The sequence below is a fragment of the Variovorax multivorans genome (assembly GCF_051216835.1).
Lineage (GTDB): Bacteria > Pseudomonadota > Gammaproteobacteria > Burkholderiales > Burkholderiaceae_C > Variovorax.
The window spans coordinates 20,944-39,990 of sequence record NZ_JBPJZL010000029.1 but is presented as its reverse complement, the minus strand read 5'-3'; the positions used below and the strand labels follow the sequence as shown (position 1 = coordinate 39,990).

General features: G+C 62.9%; 23 protein-coding genes and 1 riboswitch. Of the genes, 12 read left to right on the top strand and 11 right to left on the bottom strand.

All coding sequences use genetic code 11. The features are described 5' to 3' along the window. Nucleotides 1-427: 427 nt before the first annotated feature. Nucleotides 428-703 (top strand): HAD domain-containing protein, encoded by a 276-nt coding sequence (locus ACSFCA_RS35585; protein WP_435462843.1) that lies wholly within the window; start codon nt 428-430, stop codon nt 701-703. Between the two features lie 541 nt (nt 704-1,244). Here the strand turns inward: ACSFCA_RS35585 and ACSFCA_RS35580 are convergent. The 3 genes from ACSFCA_RS35580 to ACSFCA_RS35570 all read right to left on the bottom strand — a co-directional run bounded on the left by ACSFCA_RS35580 (nt 1,245) and on the right by ACSFCA_RS35570 (nt 5,371). Further along, nucleotides 1,245-2,351, bottom strand: coding sequence for a ChbG/HpnK family deacetylase (locus ACSFCA_RS35580; protein ID WP_435477483.1), 1,107 nt, complete (start codon nt 2,349-2,351; stop codon nt 1,245-1,247). Nucleotides 2,352-3,195: 844 nt separating this feature from the next. Next, nucleotides 3,196-3,597 carry a hypothetical protein gene (locus ACSFCA_RS35575; RefSeq protein ID WP_435462841.1) on the bottom strand — a complete coding sequence of 134 codons (402 nt, stop codon included), beginning with the start codon at nt 3,595-3,597 and terminating at the stop codon, nt 3,196-3,198. Nucleotides 3,598-5,062: 1,465 nt separating this feature from the next. Beyond that, on the bottom strand, nt 5,063-5,371 hold the full coding sequence (locus ACSFCA_RS35570) for a helix-turn-helix domain-containing protein (RefSeq protein WP_435462840.1): 309 nt from the start codon (nt 5,369-5,371) through the stop codon (nt 5,063-5,065). A gap of 141 nt (nt 5,372-5,512) precedes the next feature. On the opposite strand from ACSFCA_RS35570, the gene ACSFCA_RS35565 reads away from it, so the two are divergent. The 5 genes from ACSFCA_RS35565 to ACSFCA_RS35545 all read left to right on the top strand — a co-directional run bounded on the left by ACSFCA_RS35565 (nt 5,513) and on the right by ACSFCA_RS35545 (nt 8,529). Beyond that, on the top strand, nt 5,513-5,851 hold the full coding sequence (locus ACSFCA_RS35565; protein ID WP_435462839.1) for a hypothetical protein: 339 nt from the start codon (nt 5,513-5,515) through the stop codon (nt 5,849-5,851). A gap of 2 nt (nt 5,852-5,853) precedes the next feature. Next, nucleotides 5,854-6,294 carry a hypothetical protein gene (locus ACSFCA_RS35560; RefSeq protein ID WP_435462838.1) on the top strand — a complete coding sequence of 147 codons (441 nt, stop codon included), beginning with the start codon at nt 5,854-5,856 and terminating at the stop codon, nt 6,292-6,294. A gap of 216 nt (nt 6,295-6,510) precedes the next feature. Then, complete coding sequence (locus ACSFCA_RS35555; RefSeq protein WP_435477482.1) at nt 6,511-7,047, top strand: HAD domain-containing protein; 537 nt, start codon at nt 6,511-6,513, stop codon at nt 7,045-7,047. Beyond that, nucleotides 7,044-7,988 (top strand): metallophosphoesterase, encoded by a 945-nt coding sequence (locus tag ACSFCA_RS35550; protein WP_435462836.1) that lies wholly within the window; start codon nt 7,044-7,046, stop codon nt 7,986-7,988. The genes ACSFCA_RS35555 and ACSFCA_RS35550 overlap by 4 nt, the downstream gene beginning before the upstream one ends. 91 nt (nt 7,989-8,079) lie before the next feature. Next, nucleotides 8,080-8,529 (top strand): HAD domain-containing protein, encoded by a 450-nt coding sequence (locus ACSFCA_RS35545; protein WP_435462835.1) that lies wholly within the window; start codon nt 8,080-8,082, stop codon nt 8,527-8,529. A 78-nt stretch (nt 8,530-8,607) separates the two neighbouring features. Here ACSFCA_RS35545 and ACSFCA_RS35540 read toward each other — a convergent pair whose 3' ends face one another. Beyond that, entirely contained in the window at nt 8,608-8,940 is a 333-nt protein-coding gene (locus tag ACSFCA_RS35540; RefSeq protein ID WP_435462834.1) for a hypothetical protein, read from the bottom strand. A 387-nt stretch (nt 8,941-9,327) separates the two neighbouring features. On the opposite strand from ACSFCA_RS35540, the gene ACSFCA_RS35535 reads away from it, so the two are divergent. Further along, complete coding sequence (locus tag ACSFCA_RS35535; protein ID WP_435477481.1) at nt 9,328-9,888, top strand: phosphatase PAP2 family protein; 561 nt, start codon at nt 9,328-9,330, stop codon at nt 9,886-9,888. Between the two features lie 46 nt (nt 9,889-9,934). Here ACSFCA_RS35535 and ACSFCA_RS35530 read toward each other — a convergent pair whose 3' ends face one another. The 5 genes from ACSFCA_RS35530 to ACSFCA_RS35510 form a co-directional block, all read right to left on the bottom strand. Next, nucleotides 9,935-10,666, bottom strand: coding sequence for a 2,3-bisphosphoglycerate-dependent phosphoglycerate mutase (locus ACSFCA_RS35530; protein ID WP_435462832.1), 732 nt, complete (start codon nt 10,664-10,666; stop codon nt 9,935-9,937). Next, complete coding sequence (locus tag ACSFCA_RS35525) at nt 10,663-11,673, bottom strand: COG4280 domain-containing protein (protein ID WP_435462831.1); 1,011 nt, start codon at nt 11,671-11,673, stop codon at nt 10,663-10,665. The genes ACSFCA_RS35530 and ACSFCA_RS35525 overlap by 4 nt, the downstream gene beginning before the upstream one ends. 13 nt (nt 11,674-11,686) lie before the next feature. Next, nucleotides 11,687-12,967, bottom strand: coding sequence for an MFS transporter (locus ACSFCA_RS35520; protein ID WP_435462830.1), 1,281 nt, complete (start codon nt 12,965-12,967; stop codon nt 11,687-11,689). A gap of 87 nt (nt 12,968-13,054) precedes the next feature. Continuing rightward, nucleotides 13,055-13,864, bottom strand: coding sequence for an endonuclease/exonuclease/phosphatase family protein (locus tag ACSFCA_RS35515; protein WP_435462829.1), 810 nt, complete (start codon nt 13,862-13,864; stop codon nt 13,055-13,057). Further along, on the bottom strand, nt 13,861-14,529 hold the full coding sequence (locus ACSFCA_RS35510) for a Chromate resistance protein ChrB (protein ID WP_435462828.1): 669 nt from the start codon (nt 14,527-14,529) through the stop codon (nt 13,861-13,863). The genes ACSFCA_RS35515 and ACSFCA_RS35510 overlap by 4 nt, the downstream gene beginning before the upstream one ends. Nucleotides 14,530-14,619: 90 nt before the next feature. Here ACSFCA_RS35510 and ACSFCA_RS35505 point away from each other — a divergent pair, with 90 nt between their 5' ends. The 5 genes from ACSFCA_RS35505 (at nt 14,620) to ACSFCA_RS35485 (ending at nt 17,597) form a co-directional block, all read left to right on the top strand. Then, nucleotides 14,620-15,003 (top strand): YkvA family protein, encoded by a 384-nt coding sequence (locus tag ACSFCA_RS35505; RefSeq protein WP_435462827.1) that lies wholly within the window; start codon nt 14,620-14,622, stop codon nt 15,001-15,003. 13 nt (nt 15,004-15,016) lie between these two features. After that, entirely contained in the window at nt 15,017-15,403 is a 387-nt protein-coding gene (locus ACSFCA_RS35500; RefSeq protein WP_435462826.1) for a YkvA family protein, read from the top strand. A 17-nt stretch (nt 15,404-15,420) separates the two neighbouring features. Continuing rightward, nucleotides 15,421-15,492: riboswitch (Fluoride riboswitch) on the top strand. Nucleotides 15,493-15,578: 86 nt separating this feature from the next. Beyond that, nucleotides 15,579-16,898 (top strand): voltage-gated chloride channel family protein, encoded by a 1,320-nt coding sequence (locus ACSFCA_RS35495; protein ID WP_435462825.1) that lies wholly within the window; start codon nt 15,579-15,581, stop codon nt 16,896-16,898. After that, a complete protein-coding gene (locus ACSFCA_RS35490) occupies nt 16,898-17,299 on the top strand; it encodes a hypothetical protein (protein ID WP_435462824.1) in 402 nt (133 codons plus the stop codon). Before ACSFCA_RS35495 ends, ACSFCA_RS35490 begins: the two co-directional genes overlap by 1 nt. Before the next feature lie 31 nt (nt 17,300-17,330). Further along, nucleotides 17,331-17,597, top strand: a complete 267-nt coding sequence (locus ACSFCA_RS35485; protein WP_435462823.1) for a hypothetical protein — start codon at nt 17,331-17,333, stop codon at nt 17,595-17,597. 18 nt (nt 17,598-17,615) lie between these two features. Here ACSFCA_RS35485 and ACSFCA_RS35480 read toward each other — a convergent pair whose 3' ends face one another. Further along, nucleotides 17,616-18,020, bottom strand: a complete 405-nt coding sequence (locus ACSFCA_RS35480) for a universal stress protein (protein WP_435462822.1) — start codon at nt 18,018-18,020, stop codon at nt 17,616-17,618. Between the two features lie 60 nt (nt 18,021-18,080). Further along, entirely contained in the window at nt 18,081-19,004 is a 924-nt protein-coding gene (locus tag ACSFCA_RS35475; protein WP_435462821.1) for a cation:proton antiporter, read from the bottom strand. Between the last annotated feature and the right edge of the window lie 43 nt (nt 19,005-19,047).

Below are 19,047 nucleotides of genomic sequence, written 5' to 3'. Positions count from 1 at the left end.
CTCGCGCGCAAAGGCGACCCTCCGCCCGGCAACATCGTCATGTGGCGCGGGCTCACACGTCTAACTGACATCGTCCTCGGGATGCAACTCGGGGCGAAAGTTGTGGGTAATTGAAAGGTTTATTGACGGCTTACCGACAATCCGCGTCAACGTTCCCTCCAAGTCCGATGGCGAGGCGTGGAACGCCAAGCTCTCGATCCTGATGCCCTGATATCCGTATGAGCCTACGAGTACTAGCTGCTGCGATCGCGACCTCTGGAGGCGACCTCAAGACTGCGATCTTCTGGTATAGGAACGAGCCGCTCGCGTTGTTCGACTACAAGACGGTCGATACGCTGGTGGCTGAGGGGCGAGCTAACGACGTTATCGATCTCTTGGAGTCGTACCAGGCCGGGTTTTCTGGGTGATCGAACCCTATCGTCTGCCCATGGCAAAAGCGATGCTGATCCATGACGCCTCTGGCCACACCGGTGACTCCAGCGATCTGCTGTTTCTGGATGTAGATGGTGTTCTTCATCCTGTCGACACGGACTACTCGTTCAGCAGCAAGTTCTTCAGCCACTTGCCGCCTCTGGAAGAACTTCTTCGCGAGTTCGAGTTCGTCGATGTCGTCATCTCGTCGGATTCTCACCGATCCCAAACGTGCGTTCGATCAAGACAGCTTCCAGAAACTGCGCTCGCACTTCCTGCGGTTCGCGAATGAACGATGAACCGCCATCAGCAGATGAAATGCAACCGCTCGTCTCGTCGGACCTCCATACGCGATCCGAGCACAACCAGTCGAAGCCCAAGCTCATGTTCTTCGGCGACCCCCTGCAAACTCCATCCTAGAGTGCAGCACCGGTCTTGCCCCCGAATTCGACGCCGTATCGGAGCAACCCGGTTGCGAAAGTCCCTTGCATTTCGGATCGGCAGTGCGACCACGCCCGATCACAGCCCGAACCAGAGAATGAGCCAGATCGCAACACACCCCAAAGCCGCCACAAGAGCGAGCGATTCAGACCGCCTGCGCAGCCGGCAAGAGAATCCGGTCCTGCCTCCAAGGTCAGCGCCGCTCCCAGCGAAGAGCTCGGGCCTGCCACGAAGGCTCATCTCCATCGGCTGCGAGGTCGCGACGGCCTCCACCGCGGAGCAACGCACTGCCGGCGCCGAGGTCGATCGCGCACGTAGAACAGATCGTCGGCGCACACGTGCCGCAGGCGGTCTCGCCAGATCGGGGTCCAGGCGCCGTGCAAATCCCTGCCTCACGAGCAAAGGTCGTCCTTTCGACCTGCCAGCCAGTCGCCTGTTCTTGCTGAGCTCGCAGACCGGATCTCTCCGACATGTCGATAGCCATCTGACATCGACGCGATGCGGATACCAAGTCCCTGCAGAACACACCCGAGCAGGGGATCTGCCCACACCGCGAACTCAACGCGCCGTGCTCGGTCGACAAGGTCATCAGTCCCCGAGTGACCCGGATGACACACCAAGACGTCGCCATCCAGCGCATTGTTCAGCCAAAGTAGGAGCAGTGCGCGGTACTCGCTCGCACTGGCCTGAGTGCCATGAACGCCGAGCCAACGGTGTTTGACCGTGAAGCCAAGCGCCCTTGCTCTGTGGCGAAAGCCTTCCCCTCCCTGTGAGCGGTCGATGAACCATGCCTTTCGGCCGTGGAACCTCACCGCGGCGTCGATGGATGAAGCGGGAGCCGGGGAGGCGCACACGCGAAGCCAGGGCAACGTGCTGCGATAGCGCTGCACGAGCACGTCCAGCAATATGTCCCGGATCACTGGCAACAGATGCACATGCTCGTGCCCATCGACATGCGCAGGGGCGCGAAACATCTCGTCTTCAAATGCCGTAAGCTGGCGCAAGAGCGCTTCGCGGATGCGCCGCTTCGGCAACATGCGCAGATGCGCAGCCGCAATAAGTGCCTGCATCGATCCCAGTGCAGGGGATCCCCGGAACGGCAGAGTCAAATTGAAATGAAGACCCACATCCACCTGATCGGCGTCAAGCTCTCGCGCAGACGACGCGCCACGGGGCCATTCCGGCGCCTGGGTCATCGCACTCAGGGCACTGACGCGCCCCATCTGCACCAGACGCAGCGCCGCCGCGTTGATCCCTTGGTGCAAGCCGAAGTCGTCCACGCAGACCGTGAGCGTTCGTAGCTCCGGACGCGTCGCAGGCACGATGGCATCGTGCCACTCCCTGTCAGCCGCCATCATGGCCGGTAGATCTTCACCCCGCCACCGACATCTTGCTCGACGCGGCAAAGGAATGATGGAGGGCGAGATGTCGCCGCCACGAAATCGGTCTTCATCGGCATGGCTGAGTCGAAGCGGTGTAGCTGCAGGCGGAAATTCCATTTGGGACGCTCACCAGCCCCAGCGGAGCTCGCAAAAATATGAGGCGCGATCTTCGGTCTTCGACGTTGAGAAGAAATGCGACTTCCATCAACGTTCAATCAAGAGTCAGACTATGGCCGCGCTCCACTGCATCGCCGCCGCTGGCCCGCGCGCCTAGGGCAGGTTCGCAATGCCTTGGTGTTCGGGCGGCCAAGCAGAACGGAGACCCAAGCTCGCGGCATCGGCTTGAGCAAAGTGCTTTTCGGATCACTGGCCGGCGTCTCGATCGAATCTGGACTGCGCGCCATCAGATTTCGCACATGTTCCGAAAAGAATCTCTCGTCGAGAGATCACGTAAACCACCGTTTGCCAAGCCACACATCGGCACGCTCTTGTCAAGGTTCGCTGCGCTCTTTTTCGGCGCCCAGCGTCGGAGCCTCCCAAGCTATTGAAATGATGAAGAAGAAGTCAGAAAGGTTGCTGTGCCGAGTCAAGGGATCAGACAGCGCTACGCACTCCGAGAACACACCCCGCGCGCTCGCAGCGGCAGATGCCCAAGCAGTGCGTCTGCGCGGCGCAGCGATCGCCTATCGAACGGCGCTGATGTGGACGCGAGAGGACCTCGCGTCAGAGGAAACTGCAATACCCTAAGTGACTGCCGACATCCGGGAGCCCTCCCCATCGAGATGGCGCTCCCAACAATGACGCGCAGCACTCGCTCCATCTTGAATTACAGCGGATACGTGCATATGCGCGCTCGCGCGTCGGTGCCGCCCCCGCTACGTCACTCGTCATTCCGTCTCGCGGACTACGAATGCCATTGAAGCGGGGTTCCCGCCCGACGGACGATGCACTCAATGGTCAACTAGAAATAGGGGTGCGCCTGATGCTCGCCGAATCGGACCTTGGCTTTCAACACCGCCAGAGACGTGACCGGGGAATTCGCATTCCACCGGCCGGGCGACCACTCGGCGACATCGATCCTTCCGGCAGGCGCAAAGACCTGCGTCAGGATCAGTAGCGCAAGGCATGCAAGGGCCGCAACAGCGGCAGCATGACGTCTCCAGAGGGGCAGGAGACCCCGAACGACGCGTGATGGAATCATTGGGAACATATCGATGGAAAAGCCAGATGCTGCGATGCGTCCCGCCACATCCCGTGTAAGGATTGTCGAGATCTGATGAGCCTCGTGCATTCCCTGCCTTAGCCCTTGTGAATTGCCAAAGCCCTCCGTGGCTGCAACGGAATCGACGGCAAATGCAGCCACTCGCACCAATCTTCATGGAAAGCAGACAAGCACCGAAGAGTTTCTCCATCGAGAAGAACGAGCATCGGAACGGTCGCATTTACCCGGTTGATGCAGCCTCAGTTGCTCGACTTCCAACGCTGTGGTTGAACTGTACGGAGTGCCTTGCGCTCGCATGGCGATCTCGACGAGCCTGCGCAAGTTGGCCGGACGCGAACGGGTACAGACACCGAAGGACGGCGTCCTCTGGGTCGCGCTGTCGGTGCATGAATTTCAAGGAGATTGTGATGAATTTAAGTTGCTTTACGAAGCGGACGGTCACTGCGACCGTGGTGTCCATCGCGCTAGTGTCCGGAACAGCGGCCGCAGCCGGAACGCACTGGTCCTTCGGACTGAGTCTTCCTGGCTTGCTCGAGCCGGCAGCTCCTGTCTACTATGAGCCGCCACCCGCCTATGTTGTTGTCCCGGCCCCGGTTTACGCCGCACCGCCGGTTGTTCTGCGCCCGGCCCCTCCGGGGTTCTATCGTCCTGCACCGCGATATCGACCTCCCGTTACCTCGCTTCGCATCGAGCACGACAGCTACCACCACGACCACGACCACGACGACGACGACTGCGACTGCGACTGCGACTGCGACTGCGACTGTTAGCGGTGCGTATTCCAGTGCATCTGAGCACTCAGTCCGGGAACATGGTCACCGTGTCTGATGATTATGAGCATCAGAATTCTGAAATTTCATCTCCGAATGGAAGTTCAAAATTTCTTGGATCCCCCGAGAGGCTCACGTTGCGTGCTCAGGCGGAGCCGGTTCCGCTCGTCTGAGCACTCTTTGAGCCGAGGCAAAGTGGATGGGCTGCGGTTTCAATCTTTCAATCTTCAGGCCCCTGCCAGGCCGCCGGAGGCGCCCCCGGTTGAGCCATGTACTCATGGTTCAACCTTCACAGGCAGCCTCCTTCAGCGCAGACAGCATGGGGAGCTAGACCGTGTCCAACGTGCGCTTGCCATGGTTCTTGTGTGGCCCGCGTGCGTTGTAGAACTCGAACTACGCAGCCAGGTTCTGTCGCGCGGCGCCGATGCTGTCGTAAGTCTTGAGGTACACATACTCGTACTCCACACTGCACCACGGCCGCTCGACAAAGACGGTGTCATGCCGGCAGCCACACGCGTCCATGCTCTGACGAGCGCCAATGCGCGCTACCTCCGCGACAAAATCGGCGCGACTGAACTGGCTGCCCTGATCCGTGTTGACGGTCCGCGACGCTCCTCAGCGCGCCACCGCCTCCTGCACGGTGGCAACGCAGAAGTCCGCCTCCATCGTGATGAACACGCGATGCGCAAGCACCCGCCTAGTCCAGCGCTGGCACCAGGTACGTTCAGATTTGCGAGGCCGGCTCTGACCGACAACTCTGAGCGATACGCATTGGAGTGCCACACCGGTTGCCGGCGAAGCGCGTCACCGATTTTCACTGCCGTGGCCCGACCGCCTTATCGCGTTACGAGATTCAACTCATCGATCTCTTCGATCAGATGGGCTGCGAGCTTTTGCACGGACGCAGGCGTAGGGTGGCGCAGATAGGAAAGCGCCAAGAGCGTTAACGGGTGGACACCCAGAACCGCCGCCAGTTCGTCGACCTTGGCAACGGTCGGCTGCTTCAGTCCTCGCTCCAACGCAGAGATGTAGGTACGGCTCGACACCTGGTCGAACGACTCCTGCGGCAACCCCTTGGCCTTGCGGACCACGCGCAACGCGCGTCCAAAGTCGGATTGAGGGGGGCGATGCGCCGCAGATTTCATCCCCTCTATTGCGTCATTTAGAATCCCATAGGGCTACAACCTATAGGGCTCATTTTTATGTTTCTGACAATGGATTCGCATGAGGTGAGGATCTCTTCCATGCTGGCCGGGCCTGGTGCGAGATGTTGGAGAGCAGTCCAGTTGAACTTGACCATTCCTGCTTTCTTCCCGACCTGGGTGGTGCAAGAAGACGACCTCGAGATCTCGGAGCGTGCGTTGTTGATTTATGAGAGCGATTTCCTCGATCTCTTTGAGAGCGTGGGGCCGCAGTCGCTGCGGCACGTTCAGTATCTGGCGCCGACGGAGAGCGATCCCGATCGCTGGCAAATTCGAGACATTCGGAAGATCTGGTCAGCGACCAGCGCCGATGCCGATCAAGTCGACCTTCTGGTCCTCGAAGATGAGAACGGAGCGCAGTTCACACACTACGGCATGCGCACTTCGTTCAGCATTCGGCATCAGATCTGGCCGGTCAACTGAACATGGAAATCCCGCTCCTGCTGGCCCTTGCCGTTGTCTTGGGTCTCTTCTACTGGGTCTGGATCGCATCTCCTCGCTCGATCCAGGCCGGGCGCGAGCAGCTACTCCGGGCACAAGGGCAAGTATCTGGTGCGACCTTCTTCCCGGTCGATCCACGCCGCATGCTGGGCGATTGGGACGGAACCTGCATCCTGTTCGACCCGGACGCGCGCAAGGCCTGCATCGTCAGTCGCGGAAAGAAAGCCCGGACGGTCGATTTCGAGTACTTCAACACCTGGCAGCTCAAGTGGACTGAATATCCCGGAAACCCGGTGTTTCGCTTTCAGCACGTGCACTTCCTCTTTGAGACCAGTGACTTCGACCGCCCGACGATCCGCGTCGCCGTGCTCTCCAAGTCCGATGGCGAGGCATGGAACGCCAAGCTCTCGATCTTGATGCCCTGATAGCCGTATGAGCCTACGAGTACTAGCTGCTGCGATCGCAACCTCTGGAGGCGACCTCAAGACTGCGATCTTCTGGTACAGGAACGAGCCGCTTGCGTTGTTCGACTACAAGACGGCCGATACGCTGGTGGCTGAGGGGCGAGCTAACGACGTGATCGATCTCTTGGAGTCGTACCAGGCCGGGTTTTCTGGGTGATCGAACTCGATCGTCTACCCATGGCAGAAGCGATACTGATTCATGACGCCTCTGGCCACACCAGTGACTCCAGCGATCTGTTGTTCCTGGATATAGATGGTGTCCTTCATCCTGTCGGTGTGGACTACTCGTTCAGCAGCAAGTTCTTCAGTCATCTGCCGCTTCTGGAAGAGCTCCTTCGCGAGTTCAAGTATGTCGATGTCGTCATCTCGTCGGATTGGCGGCGAGCCGAAAACATCGAGCAACTGCAGCGGCATTTCAGCACTGACATCCGGCACCGGATCGTCGGAGCGACGCCGCAGCTAGAACCCAATGTCACCGTTCACAACCGTCGCCAGCTGGAGATCCAAGCCTGGCTCGACGGGAACGGCCGCAATGACGCAGAGTGGGTCGCGCTTGACGATTGCCCCCCGAGCTTCGAAGCGGGCTTCGAGCGGCTCGTGCTTACCGATCCCACGCGGGCGTTCGACCAGGACAGCTTCCTGGAGCTGCGCTCGCACTTTCTGCGGTTTGCGGCCGACCGATGCATCGTCGCCACTTCGACGCACATGAAATGAAACCTCACGCCCCATCGGGCCTCCACGCGCGATCCGAGTACGAGCAGTCGGCGCCAAAGTTGATGTTCTTCGGCGACCCCCACGGCGACTTCAAACCCGTGATCACCGCGGTCGAGCGCTTTCGGCCTGAGGCGATCGTGCTGTTGGGCGACCTCCAGGCGCACCGGCCTCTACATATCGAACTGCAATCGATCCTGGACCTCACCGAGGTCCACTGGATAGCTGGGAATCATGATTCCGATACGGAGGCCTATCACGATCACGCGTGGCATTCGGAGCTTGCTGATCGGAATCTCCATGGCCGTGTGGTCTCCGTGGCTGGCTACCATGTCGCGGGTTTGGGCGGCATCTTCCGCAGCAAGATCTGGGATCCTCGGAGGCCGATCGAGGAGGCTTCGTTCCAGTCGAGCGAAGCCATGCGCCGAGCCATGAAGCGCGAAGAGCGGTGGCGCGACTCCATCTCCCTCAAGCACCGTTCTTCCATCTTCCCGGCCGACTACAAGCAACTGCTGCGCAGTGGCCCTGCCGACATCCTGGTGACGCACGAAGCGCCTTCGGCTCATCCGCATGGCTGGCGGGTGATCGACGAGCTCGCCGAGAAGTTCGGCGTCCTGTTGGTGATTCATGGCCACCACCACGAAAATAGAGATTACCTCGGCGAGGGCTCGATGCCCTCCGCGGCGCCGTTCCGCGCCTTCGGGGTCGACATGGGCTCGTACCTGACGTGGCCACGGGATCCGCAGGCGGAGACTGGGTTGGAAAGTTCTTCAGAAGGCTTGCTGGCTCTCGCGACCCAGGTGTTCGGCGCAGAGGCTCAAGTTTGGTTGGACAAGCCTCACGAATCGCTCGATGGTCAAACGCCAACGGCATTCGCTGCCGGGGGCGGTTTGGAGAAAGTGCGATGGATCCTCAACGCGATCAAACATGGCGGTGTCGTGTGATCAACGCCGCGGTACCGTTCTGCGCCTTCGGGGTCGATATGGGCTCGCACCTGGCTTGGCCGCTGGATGAGCGTGGGTTGGGAGGCCTGGAGTGATCCTGTTCCTCGACTTCGACGGCGTGCTGCATCCAGAGGGAGAGGATCACACCCTCAACGGCGGCATCGACTTCTGCTTTCTGCCGCGCCTAGAGGCATTGCTGCGCGAGTTCCCGCACGTAAAGATCGTGATCAGTTCATCCTGGCGCGAGCAGCTTCTCTACAAAACCTTGCTGAAGCCGTTCTCCAGCGACATCCGGGCCCGAATTCTTGGAGCCACACCTCATTCGGGCTTTGGGCTTCCCCCTCCGTACAAGAAGAGAGAAGGAGAAATCCTCGCCTGGCTCCAGATCCACGAGGTGGTCGACGAGCCATGGGTCGCGCTCGACGACGCCTATTGGCAGTTTGATCAATGCAAGGACCATCTGGTGGTGTGCGGCTCATTCACCGGCTTCGACGACAAGGCCAGTGCCGAGCTTCGCGCGCGCTTTGAAAGAGCATCCTGATGAAAGTGCTGATTCTTTCCGACCTTCACCTCGAGTTCGCGCCCTTCGAGCCGATGCCTGATCTCGAGTTCGATGCTGTCACGGTCCTTTCTGGTCTTTCAACTGCGGGCGCATGTTCAGCCCGCGTTCATCTTCCGCTGCGGGCCGCTCATAGAATTCCCGATGCGAAGAGCGCGTGTCCATTACCTTGTAGCAACGCACCCGGCGTTCTGGTGCTTGGCTTGGGTATTGTTCGCCGCCTTGCAGCCCTTTCTGGCCGTTCACTTTTGCCAAGATGGTTGGGAAGATGAGCCAGGGTTTCGCATCCGCAACGTGAGCGCCTCGGCCCAGTTCGAGCCTGATGACCGCGCGGATCATCCGAACGAACAGGAAACGACCGTGTTCGTGCCGGCCGCTGCGAGCATCGATCACCCGAACACATTTCAGCACGGCCTTGATGGCCTGATGGCGCTTGTGCTCGCGCTGCTACCGTTGACGGTAGCGCTTTGCCTGTTCGCAGTGCCCCGCGGCAAGGATGTCCGTGTTGAACGCCCACCACCCTCGGGCGCATCTCCGCCAGCGACCATTTGGCTTCGGCAGCCACCGAAGACAGCGCCTCCCCTGACGACCTGAAGCACGACGCCCGAGCGGCGTCGAAGGTCCTGCCGTGCTCAACGCGGTGGGTTTCTTCTTCGTGGTGGAAGGATTTCCCATGTCTCACTATGTCGAGCCGGCGCACCGCCGTGCTGGCGGATCTGGCCGGCACCCGCACTGGCTGTCTTATTGCTTGTCTACTGGCGCAACCGGGGAGCGCGCATGATGGTGCTCCATTCTTTTCTGTACGAATGGATCGGCGCGGGCTACGCGCCCACGCCTTGGATTCTCTTTCTCGCGCGCGTGATCGCCCCCGGTGGAGGTGCATGGATCTGCATCCTTCTGATGGGCTGGGCTTGGTGGCGCCAGCCTTCGCAGCGCAACTACGTTGTGGCCGTGTTGGCTCTTTGCGGCGTCGCGGCCATCCTGTCCCATGCCATTGCAGCCAAGGTGAATCTACCCCGGCCCTTCATGGCGGGACTCAGTCCTGCCTACATCGAGCACGCCAGTCGTGGAGCGTTGCCGAGCACGCATGCCGTCGTCATGTTCACCGCTGGATTGCTGTTTCTGGTGCGTCGCCGGCTTCGCACTGCGGGGATCGCCTTGACGGTGATTGCGGTAGTCACGGGCTGGGCGCGCGTCTACGTCGGTGTCCATTTCCCGCTGGACATTGTGGCGGGCCTGTTGCTCGCGGCCGTGCTCGCGATCACCTTCCTGGCGTTCTGGAGATTCGGGCAACGCCTCGTCGCTAAGGCCAGGGAACAGGGTGGCACAGCCGGCACGTAGCCGTGCATGCGTCTTCAGACCGAGGTCTGCCCGCTTGTTTGCCCGCTTACAGGATTTCCGACGTGCGCCGTGGGGGGACGGCGAGCACGAGTTTGTGCTTCGGTTTCAGCTTGGCGTCGAACTCGTAGACGATCGGTGTGCCGTTGCCGACCTCGACGCTGACGATTTCATCGTCCGACAGGTCTTCGAGAATCTTGATCAGTGCGCGCAGGCTGTTGCCATGGCCAACGACGGCCACCGACCTGTGAGTGCGAAATGCGGGCGAGATCGACTGTTGCCACAGGCTGCGCACACGCGCCACGGTTTGTCGGAGCGACTCGCCGACAGGTATCTGGTCGGATTGCAGGTCGGCGTACCGGCGGTCGATGGTCACGTGCGCCGTGGCAGCAATGTCCATCGGCGGTGGTGCTGCGTCGTACGCCCGACGCCACATCTGCACCGCCGCGTGGCCGTACTCCCTTTCAGCCTCGGACTTCAGGCGGCCGGTGAGCGCGCCGTAATGGCGCTCGTTGAGCTGCCAGTCCAGCACCTGCGGCACCCAGATGCAGTCCATCGCCTCCAGCAGGATCCACTGCGAACGAATGCAGCGACGCAAGACCGAGGAAAAGGCTAAATCGATGTCGACGCCTGCATCACTCAGCGCGCGAGCGGCGCCTTGCATCTGCCCCACGCCTTGCGCCGTCAGGTCGACGTCGGCCCAGCCCGTGAAGCGCTGTTCCCGGTTCCACAAGGACTCCCCGTGGCGGATCAGGATCAGCCGAGACGAACTGGCCGTCACCTGGACGTTGCGCGACGGGCAGCGCTGGCCGCCAGCACCGCCGAGAGGCCCGCCGCGAACAGCACCCCGTCGACGGGACTGGCAAGGGCGAGTCGGCTCTCGCCGAACCAGGCGGCCAGCACCCAGACCAGGATGCCGGCGGCAAGCCATCCATCATCGAAGAAAAGCCCGAACAATTCACTGCCGATCACAGCGAGCACACCAAGCTTGGCATCCGAGCCTGAGGCAGCTTGACCCTGAGCCTTGGGCAATGCCACGGAGGCCTTGTGCAGGCGAATGCAAACCTGCACCAGTGCGAGTGCCACCGCAAGGAAGACGCCGATCAACGCGAGGATTGCCCAGTCAGCACCGGGCCATTCGAGCCCGATGCCTTCGCCAACCCAGAAGGTCCCGAACGCGGCGAGCATCACCCCAACGCCGAACTTCAGCGCGTTCTCCGGCACGCGTGCCAGCGGCCGGTGCAACCACAGGCCGAGCAGCACCACGGCCAGCAGCGCCAGCAAGGCACCGATCGAAGCAGGAAGCATCATCTGCCCGCTGGCGCCGATGGCGATCACGATGAACACCACCTCGATGCCTTCGAGCATGACGATCTTGAAGGCCGTCGCGAAGGCCAGCTTGTCGATGACCTGGCGAGCTACACCACCTTGTCCACCCTGAGCGCGCAGGGCCGCTGTCTCGTCGGCAAAGGCCTTGGCCTCGTCATGCAGCGCCAACACGCCGGCCGAGCGAAGAATCGCCTTGCGCAGCCAGCGCAGGCCGAAAAGCAACAGCAAGGTGCCCACGACGAGCTGCACCGTCGGCAGCGGAATGCGCGTCAACGAAGGACCGAGCACGGCGACCAGGCCCACGAGCACCGCCAGCGCGGCGGCGGTGCCCAGCAAGGCGGAGCGCCAGCCGCGCACCACGCCCACGGCGAGAACGATGGTCAAAGCCTCGACGAATTCCACCGTCGAGGCCATGAAGGAGGCGAGCACCGACGGTGCGGCGGAAGTCCAGACAATCATTGAGTTTTCCCTTTTAGTTTGGGCGAAGACGCGCCATGGCCCACGTGCCGGCCGCCATGAGCACGGCCGCGAGCCCGAGACCGATCACCGGCGACACCGCCGTCCACAGCAGGCCGACCGATGCGCTCGACACGAACTTGGCCGCCCCGTTGACCGTTCCCAGCGCGCCGTAGCTCATGGCCAGGGTGTCGGCGCGCACCATGTCGGCCGTGACGGTCGATTCCAAGGCTTCCTGCACGGCGACATAGAGTCCGGCGACGAAGAAGACGCCGGCCAGCAGCGGGACGCTGGCCGTCTGGAACCAGAAGGCCAACGCGATGAGCGCCGCGGTGAGCGTGCCCAGCGCATACCCGCAGACCAGAACCGGCAGCGAGCCGAAACGGTCCGCCAGCACGCCAATCGGGTAGGACGCCACGACCTGGACCACATTGCGCCCGACGTACAGCAGCCCGGCCACCTGTGCCGCATGGACGACGCCCATCGACGCCGTGAGCAACTGCGTGGCCGCGAGGATCAGCAGGCTGTGCGAGAAATCTCCCAGCCCGAAGACGCCCACGGCGCCGAGATAGCGTTTGAACCGCGCCGGCAGGCCGCGCAGCGCGCTGAAGAACTTGAGCGCCGGGTTCGGCGAGTGCTGCGGATCCCGAACCAACAGCAGAAACGCCAGGACGGCCAGCACGCCGGGAATCACGCTCAGCCAAAGGACCAACCGAAACGGCGCGGCGGCGTCGCCCAGATGCCAGCCCTGCGCCCAACCCAGCAGTGCAACCCCGAGCAGCGGGCCCGCGACCGCGCCGACCGTGTCCATCGCGCGATGAAACCCGAATGCCCGGCCACGCGTTTCTGGGCTGACGGCCTGGATCACGATGGCATCGCGCAAGGGACCACGCAGGCCCTTGCCGAACCACGACACGATCCGGCCCAGCAGCAGCAACGGCCATCCAGTCGCCAGCGCGAGCAGCACCTGTCCGACCGGCGTCAAGGCGTATCCGACCAGCACCAGCGTCTTGCGGTGCCCGAGCTTGTCGGCGATGTAGCCCGACACCATCTTGGTGAAGCTGGCGATGGCGTCGGCGATGCCCTCGATGATGCCCAACACGGCAGCCGGGATGCCCAGCACCGCGAGGAAACCCGGCAGGATCACGGTCGTGGTCTCGTAGCAGAAATCGCCCAGGGCGCTGGTCAGTCCGGCACCGGCGACAGTGCGGTTGAACCAGCGTGCTTTGGGCGCAGGCAGGCGCTCCAGCGGAGCTTCATCAGCGGTGCGATCCGAAGGGGTGGACAGGCGACTCATGGATTCGTCCTCATCGGCGTGCCGCTGCGGCCGCCGCACAGGGAACCGCGTGCAAAGCGTTGGCGGCATCATGGACAGGCTCCCCGTTCATGTCGCGATCTCGAACGTGGCGAGCACCGGATAGTGATCCGAGGCCATGTCGGTGATCGGTGTGCGGATCACTTCGCAGGCGCGTGCACAGCCCGCCAAGGCGCTCGACGCCAGCATGTAGTCGCAACGCATCACGGCGAACTCGGTGCCGGTGAAGGCGGCGGTGGGAACGGTCGGCACGCCGTGCTGCCCCAACGCATGAGCGACATCGACCCAGCCGGCGGCCTCCAGCCGGGCCAGCACCGTGCGATCGGCCGTATGCAGATCGTCAGCCAGGTAGCGGGCCCGGTGATGGGCTGGCAACACATCGAACCCCTCGGGCTCGGCGTCATGCGGCGAGGCCGAGTTGAAATCCCCGGTCAGCAACGTGAGGTTGTCCGGCGCGGCCAGCACGCCCAGGTAGGCGGCCTCCCGGCGCCGGACATCGGGGCCGTTCGGGCACAGGTGCGCGCTCATGAGCGTCAGCACGCGATCGCTGCCTGGCAAGGCCACTTTCAAGGTGGCCAGGGCGTGGTGGAAATGCGCACCATCGGCGTCGAAGCTCACAGGTCGAAGCGGCTCGCGCACGAAGATGGCCACGTTCTGGCCGGTGCGCGGCGCCAGCGCGAGAAAGCCGCGCATCCCGAGGCTGGCCTCAAGGGCATACAGCCACGCACTGCCGTTGGCCTCGAAGCCCTTGGCTTCCTGCATCAGGAACACATCCGGGCGCAGTTCGTTGATCAGGTCGATCTGTGCGTGTGCGCGCCGATCATCGGCGCCGTCACGGCCGCCGAACAGCGTGTTGTACGTCAGGACCTTGAGCTTCATGCCTGGCCTCCACGCTTGCTGGCCTTCTTCGCTGCAGGCTTCTTTGCGGCCGAACTCTTCGCCGGACTCTTCGCGATCAGACGCTTGGCCGCAGCCGGCTTCTCCAGCGGCTCGCCCTTGGCGTTCTGCTCGCGCTCGAACACTTCGTTGGCATAGGCCTCGAGCAGCTCTTCGCATTCGACGAGGCGCTGTTCCGCCGTCGCGCGGGCCGGCGCGCCATAGAAGTCCAGCGTCTTGATGCGCTCCAGCCAGTTCTTGAGCTTCTTCAGGTCTTCGTCGTTCTCCTTCACCTCCGCGAAGGTGTAGTGATCGGCCTTGACCTCCTTCTCTATCTCTTTCTTGTAGTCGACGCACTTGTCCAGGAACTCCTCGTAGTCCTGGTCGCGGTCGTGCTTGAAGTAGGCAACCACGCGCTCTTCCTGCTTCGCGTCGAGGGCCAGGGTTTCGAAGATCACGGCCTCGCCGCCGGCGCGGTCGATGTCGGCTTGGACCATTCGGAACTGGCGCTGGTGCTCGGTCGTGGTGGGCAGCACGCAGATGCTGTTCTGCAGGTAGACGGCGCCCAGGCTGCGGATGCGGCGCCAGATCGCCACGCGGAACTTGGAGGGTTCGGCGGGCACCTTGTAGGTCAACAGCAGCCAACTGGGTCTTTTTTCTTGATTCATGGATAATGTAGCGGTCGTTACACCATCAATGTATCGGCAAAGATCGAACGGCGCAAGCCAGTCCCAACCACATCCACAAGGAAGTCCCCGTTGTCGATCCTGCAAAACATCCGCCAGTGGGCGCGCCGCATCAAGCGCGACGCCGTGACCCTGTGGTTCGCTTGCCGCCATCCGGGCACCTCGTGGCTGCCCAAGGCGCTGGCGGCCTTTGTCGTTGCCTACGCGCTCAGCCCGATCGACCTGATCCCGGACTTCATCCCCGTGCTGGGGTACGTGGACGATGCGCTCCTGTTGCCCGGCCTGATCTGGCTGGCGATCCGGTTGCTGCCCAAGGACGTGCTCGCGGAGTGCCGTGTGCAGGCGGACGACTGGATGCGGCGTGGCGAAGGCAAGCCGCGCAGCCCATGGGGCATCGCATTCGTTGTTGCAGTCTGGCTCGGTGTTGGAGTAGCTTTGTGGCTGTGGCTTCGATAAGGAGGGAACATCCATGAACCCCATTGCGTGGTCGCGCCGTTGCGCAGGGACCTTGCTGGCGCTGTGTCTCAGCGGCCTGCATCGGGACACGCCACGTGAAGCAAAGGCCATCTGGCTGTTCGTTCTCGTGTACGCGGCAAGTCCGGTGGACTGGACCCCGGACGTGCTGCCCATGCCGAGCTACCTGGACGACCTGGTGTTGCTGACGCTCCTGTCGTGGCTGTCGTCACGCATGCTGCCGCGGGCCGTATGGCAGGAGTGCCGCGCCAAGAGCGACGACTGGATCGGCGTCTGCGCGGGTTGGCTCGTCCGCGCGTCGACGGCACTCATGCTGGCGTTCGCGCTGTCGGCGGTCGCGGGGTGGCTCTGGCTGTGGTTCGTTGCGTTGTCGGGGCGGTAGGAAGGCCCGATATAATCGCCGCCACTGGAGATGGCATTCCTCCATGAACCGCCGCGGCATCGCCCGCGGCTGATGATGCCTACAGACACCTGATCACATCACAGGGCTGTAGGCGTTCGCGTTCACATCTTGCTTTGCTGGTCGATCAGGCCCTTTGTTCCCGCTCCTGATCCACATGACCAGTTTTCGCCGCCCCGAACAACTCGAGCTCCTGCCGTACATCGGCAAGTGGCTCATCATCGCCAGCGTCGTGGCCTTCCTGGCCGGCTCCGCTTCCGCCTTCTTCCTCTTTGCCCTCGACTGGGCCACCAACTGGCGCGAGGCGCACCGCCAGGCCATCTGGCTGCTGCCGCTCGCGGGTTTTGCGGTCGGCTGGGTCTACCACCGCCTGGGCAAGCCGGTGGACGCCGGCAACAACCTGCTCATCGACGAGATCCACGATCCGAAGAAGGTAGTGCCGCTGCGCATGGTGCCGCTGGTGCTTGGAGGCACGGTGATCTCGCACCTGTTCGGCGCCTCGGTCGGGCGCGAAGGCACGGCCGTGCAGATGGGCGGCGCACTGGCGGACCAGCTCACGCATCTCTTTCGCATGAAGCACGAGGATCGCCGGATCTTGCTGATGGCGGGTATCAGCGCGGGCTTTGCCTCGGTCTTCGGCACGCCGCTGGCCGGCGCGATCTTCGGGCTGGAGGTGCTGGCCATCGGCCGCATGCGCTACGACGCGCTGTTCCCCTGCATGGTGGCCGCCATCGTGGCCGATCAGGTGGGCCTGGCCTGGGGCGTTCATCACACGCACTACGTCGTCAGCGAAGTGGCGCCCGTGGCGTTCTGGAGCGTGGTTGCCGTGGTGGCTGCGGGCATCGTCTTCGGGCTCACCGGGCTCGTGTTCGCGACCGCCACGCACCAGCTGAGCGCGCTGATGAAGCGCTGGATCGCCTACCCGCCGCTGCGCCCGCTGCTGGGCGGCATCGTTGTCGCCACGGCGGTCTGGGCGCTCGATGGCTACCGCTACATCGGGCTGGGTATTCCCACCATCGTCGAGGCTTTCAAGGCACCCCTTGCCCCGTGGGACTTCTTCGGCAAGCTGGCCTTCACCGTTGCATCGCTGGGCACCGGCTTCAAGGGCGGCGAGGTGACGCCGCTGTTCTACATCGGCGCCACGCTCGGCAACGCCATGGCGCCGCTGCTGCATCTGCCGTTCTCGATGCTCGCCGCCATCGGTTTCGTCGCGGTGTTCGCAGGTGCCGCCAACACACCGGTAGCAACCATCGTCATGGCCGTGGAACTGTTCGGCCCGGCCATCGGCCCGCTCGCAGCGATCGCGTGCATTGCCAGCTACCTGTTCTCGGGGCACGCGGGCATCTATCACGCGCAGCGCGTGGGTCACAGCAAGCACCGGCGAACGCTGCCGGAAGAACTGCGGATCGCGGACATCGCCCAGTACCGCAAGCAAGCGACTGCCAAGAAGGCTGCGAACCCAGAGGAGAAGCAGTGATGAGTGGCAGCAACACCACGCCCTCCAACAGCACCAATGTGCACCGGCTGACGGCCTTGCGCCTGTATTTCCCGGCGGGCAGCCGCGCCAGGGCCACGCGGTTCTGGCACCACCTGAGCGCGCCAGTGCTCGCCCAGCATCTGCTCGCCGTCGCGCGGCGCGCGAAGATCCAGCAAGCATTGCTTCACCAGATCAGTTCAGGTTACCTGCCGGGAGAGCGCTTGACGCATCACCACCCAGAGGTGTCGGGGATGAAGCACCCACAATGCCTGGAACTGCTCGATTCGGAAGAGCGGCTGCGCGCCTTCATGCACGAGCACGCCGAGGAGCTTCGCAAGGTCCGGGCTGTGCTGTTTCTATGCGAGTTGCCGCTCGTGGACCACGGCCCGGGGCACAGCTGATTCATCTCAAAAAAACGCCAGGAGACAGACCATGCTGACAGTTCGCAATCTTCGGCGTGCACCGACTTTCGGTGATTGGCTGCGCGAGAATTCATCGCTCCTGATCGCGCTGGCGCTCTGGGCGCTCACGGTGTTGTGGCTTGCCAGCGCCAGCCCACCTGATGCGGAAGGACAGTGGTACAGCCTCGGTTCGGTGGAAGGTCAGTTGGCGGCCACGCCAATGAGCAGCGAGGAGGCGTGTCAGGCGAGCGTTGCCGGTGCCGCGCTCGCATGCGTCCCGGGAGACGAATGGCGGTGAGAGCGTCTCGCTTTGCGCTCATCTCGCGACCAGCACCGAGCAATGCGCATGATCGACGACCCGTTTGGCGAGCGACGCTTCCGACATCCGCTGCATCAGCGTGCGCTGGCGGTGACCGATGACGATCAGGTCCGCCTCCAGGCGATCGGCGGCCGCGACGATCTGATCGGCGCAGTTGCCCTCGACGACCTCGAGTTCGAGGACGACCTGGGCCACCGCCGCCTTGTTGCGCAACAGGTTCAGGTATTCCCAGCATTGGCCCCGAATCTTGTCCAGGGATGCGTGCGTCTCTACTTCGGGAGACCATGCGACGGCCAGGACGTGCAGCGGCGCATGGGCGTCATGGGCCACCTGAAGAGCGCGTGTGAACGCAAGGTCAGCGGTCTGGGTTCCGTCGTACGCCAGAAGGACTTTGCCGAACATGGTGTCTCCTTTCCTGCCGACCGGTTTGCCGGCGCGCAGTCGCGATGACCGACCACGAGGTCATCGCGGGATCCCTGACGACGCCGTGGCCTGCGTCGCTGGCGCTTCCTCGGGCGGATCGACCTGGCCCAGGAGGTGCCGCGGCAGGAAGAAAGCATTGGCGATGAGCGTGGGCACCACCGCGCTGCCGATCACGGCGGCCACCAGATACGAATATTGCGCCTGATCGATCACTTTGTGGGATAGACCGAACAGCGCCGAAATGGTGCCGAAGGTGAGCCCGGTGGACATCAGCAGCGTCGTGTACGAGGCCTCCTTGCGGGGCGCGCCATACCAGCGCGACAGCGGATAGACGCCGGCCACCTTGGTGGCCATCTTGGCCGCCAAGAGGATGAGGAAGGCGCCGGGCGCCGCCACCAGCGCCGGCACCGAGACCAGCGAGCCGGCTCGGATGAAATAGAACGGCGTCAGCAGGCCAAAGGTCAGCGTGCGCAGCCGCCGCACCAGTGCATGGTCCTTGCCGACGGTGCCCGCCAGCACCATGCCGGTGAGATAGGCAGGCAGCACCGCCTCGCTGTCCGCCCAGGCCGCCAGCGCGCCCAGCCCGAACAGCAGGAACATCAGGTACTTGGCCTCCAGTTCCGAGGGCCGGCCGCCAAAGCGTTTGAAGAACCTCGGGGTCAGCCACGGCAGCACGATGGCGGCAACGCCGCAGGCCGCGAAGAAGATCAAGGTCTTGAACGTGAACGGCGCGAAGATGAAGCCCAGCGCCAGCACGGTGGCCAGGTCAGTGATAAAGCAGGCAGCGAGTACCGTCTTGCCGTAGTCGGTCGCGTTGAAGCCGAACTCCAGCATCACGGCGTACACCACGGCCACCGAAGTGGTAGACATCGCGATGCCGGCCAGCCAGCTCGCCGGGCCGGACCAACCCAGACCCCAGTAGGCAACGGCGGTGCACCCGAAGAAGGGGACGGCAAAACTCACCAGGCCGATGTCCGCCTGTCCATGTGCTTGATTGAACGCGAGT

Excerpts from the sequence above, each read along its gene's own strand:
- ACSFCA_RS35515 (WP_435462829.1), bottom strand. The coding sequence starts at position 13,864 with ATGAAGCTCAAGGTCCTGACGTACAACACGCTGTTCGGCGGCCGTGAC.
- ACSFCA_RS35510 (WP_435462828.1), bottom strand. The coding sequence starts at position 14,529 with ATGAATCAAGAAAAAAGACCCAGTTGGCTGCTGTTGACCTACAAGGTG.
- ACSFCA_RS35555 (WP_435477482.1), top strand. The coding sequence starts at position 6,511 with ATGGCAGAAGCGATACTGATTCATGACGCCTCTGGCCACACCAGTGAC.
- ACSFCA_RS35500 (WP_435462826.1), top strand. The coding sequence starts at position 15,017 with ATGAACCCCATTGCGTGGTCGCGCCGTTGCGCAGGGACCTTGCTGGCG.
- ACSFCA_RS35485 (WP_435462823.1), top strand. The coding sequence starts at position 17,331 with ATGCTGACAGTTCGCAATCTTCGGCGTGCACCGACTTTCGGTGATTGG.
- ACSFCA_RS35480 (WP_435462822.1), bottom strand. The coding sequence starts at position 18,020 with ATGTTCGGCAAAGTCCTTCTGGCGTACGACGGAACCCAGACCGCTGAC.
- ACSFCA_RS35490 (WP_435462824.1), top strand. The coding sequence starts at position 16,898 with ATGAGTGGCAGCAACACCACGCCCTCCAACAGCACCAATGTGCACCGG.
- ACSFCA_RS35585 (WP_435462843.1), top strand. The coding sequence starts at position 428 with ATGGCAAAAGCGATGCTGATCCATGACGCCTCTGGCCACACCGGTGAC.
- ACSFCA_RS35520 (WP_435462830.1), bottom strand. The coding sequence starts at position 12,967 with ATGAGTCGCCTGTCCACCCCTTCGGATCGCACCGCTGATGAAGCTCCG.
- ACSFCA_RS35550 (WP_435462836.1), top strand. The coding sequence starts at position 7,044 with ATGAAACCTCACGCCCCATCGGGCCTCCACGCGCGATCCGAGTACGAG.
- ACSFCA_RS35495 (WP_435462825.1), top strand. The coding sequence starts at position 15,579 with ATGACCAGTTTTCGCCGCCCCGAACAACTCGAGCTCCTGCCGTACATC.
- ACSFCA_RS35560 (WP_435462838.1), top strand. The coding sequence starts at position 5,854 with ATGGAAATCCCGCTCCTGCTGGCCCTTGCCGTTGTCTTGGGTCTCTTC.
- ACSFCA_RS35535 (WP_435477481.1), top strand. The coding sequence starts at position 9,328 with ATGGTGCTCCATTCTTTTCTGTACGAATGGATCGGCGCGGGCTACGCG.
- ACSFCA_RS35580 (WP_435477483.1), bottom strand. The coding sequence starts at position 2,351 with ATGGAATTTCCGCCTGCAGCTACACCGCTTCGACTCAGCCATGCCGAT.
- ACSFCA_RS35525 (WP_435462831.1), bottom strand. The coding sequence starts at position 11,673 with ATGATTGTCTGGACTTCCGCCGCACCGTCGGTGCTCGCCTCCTTCATG.
- ACSFCA_RS35570 (WP_435462840.1), bottom strand. The coding sequence starts at position 5,371 with ATGAAATCTGCGGCGCATCGCCCCCCTCAATCCGACTTTGGACGCGCG.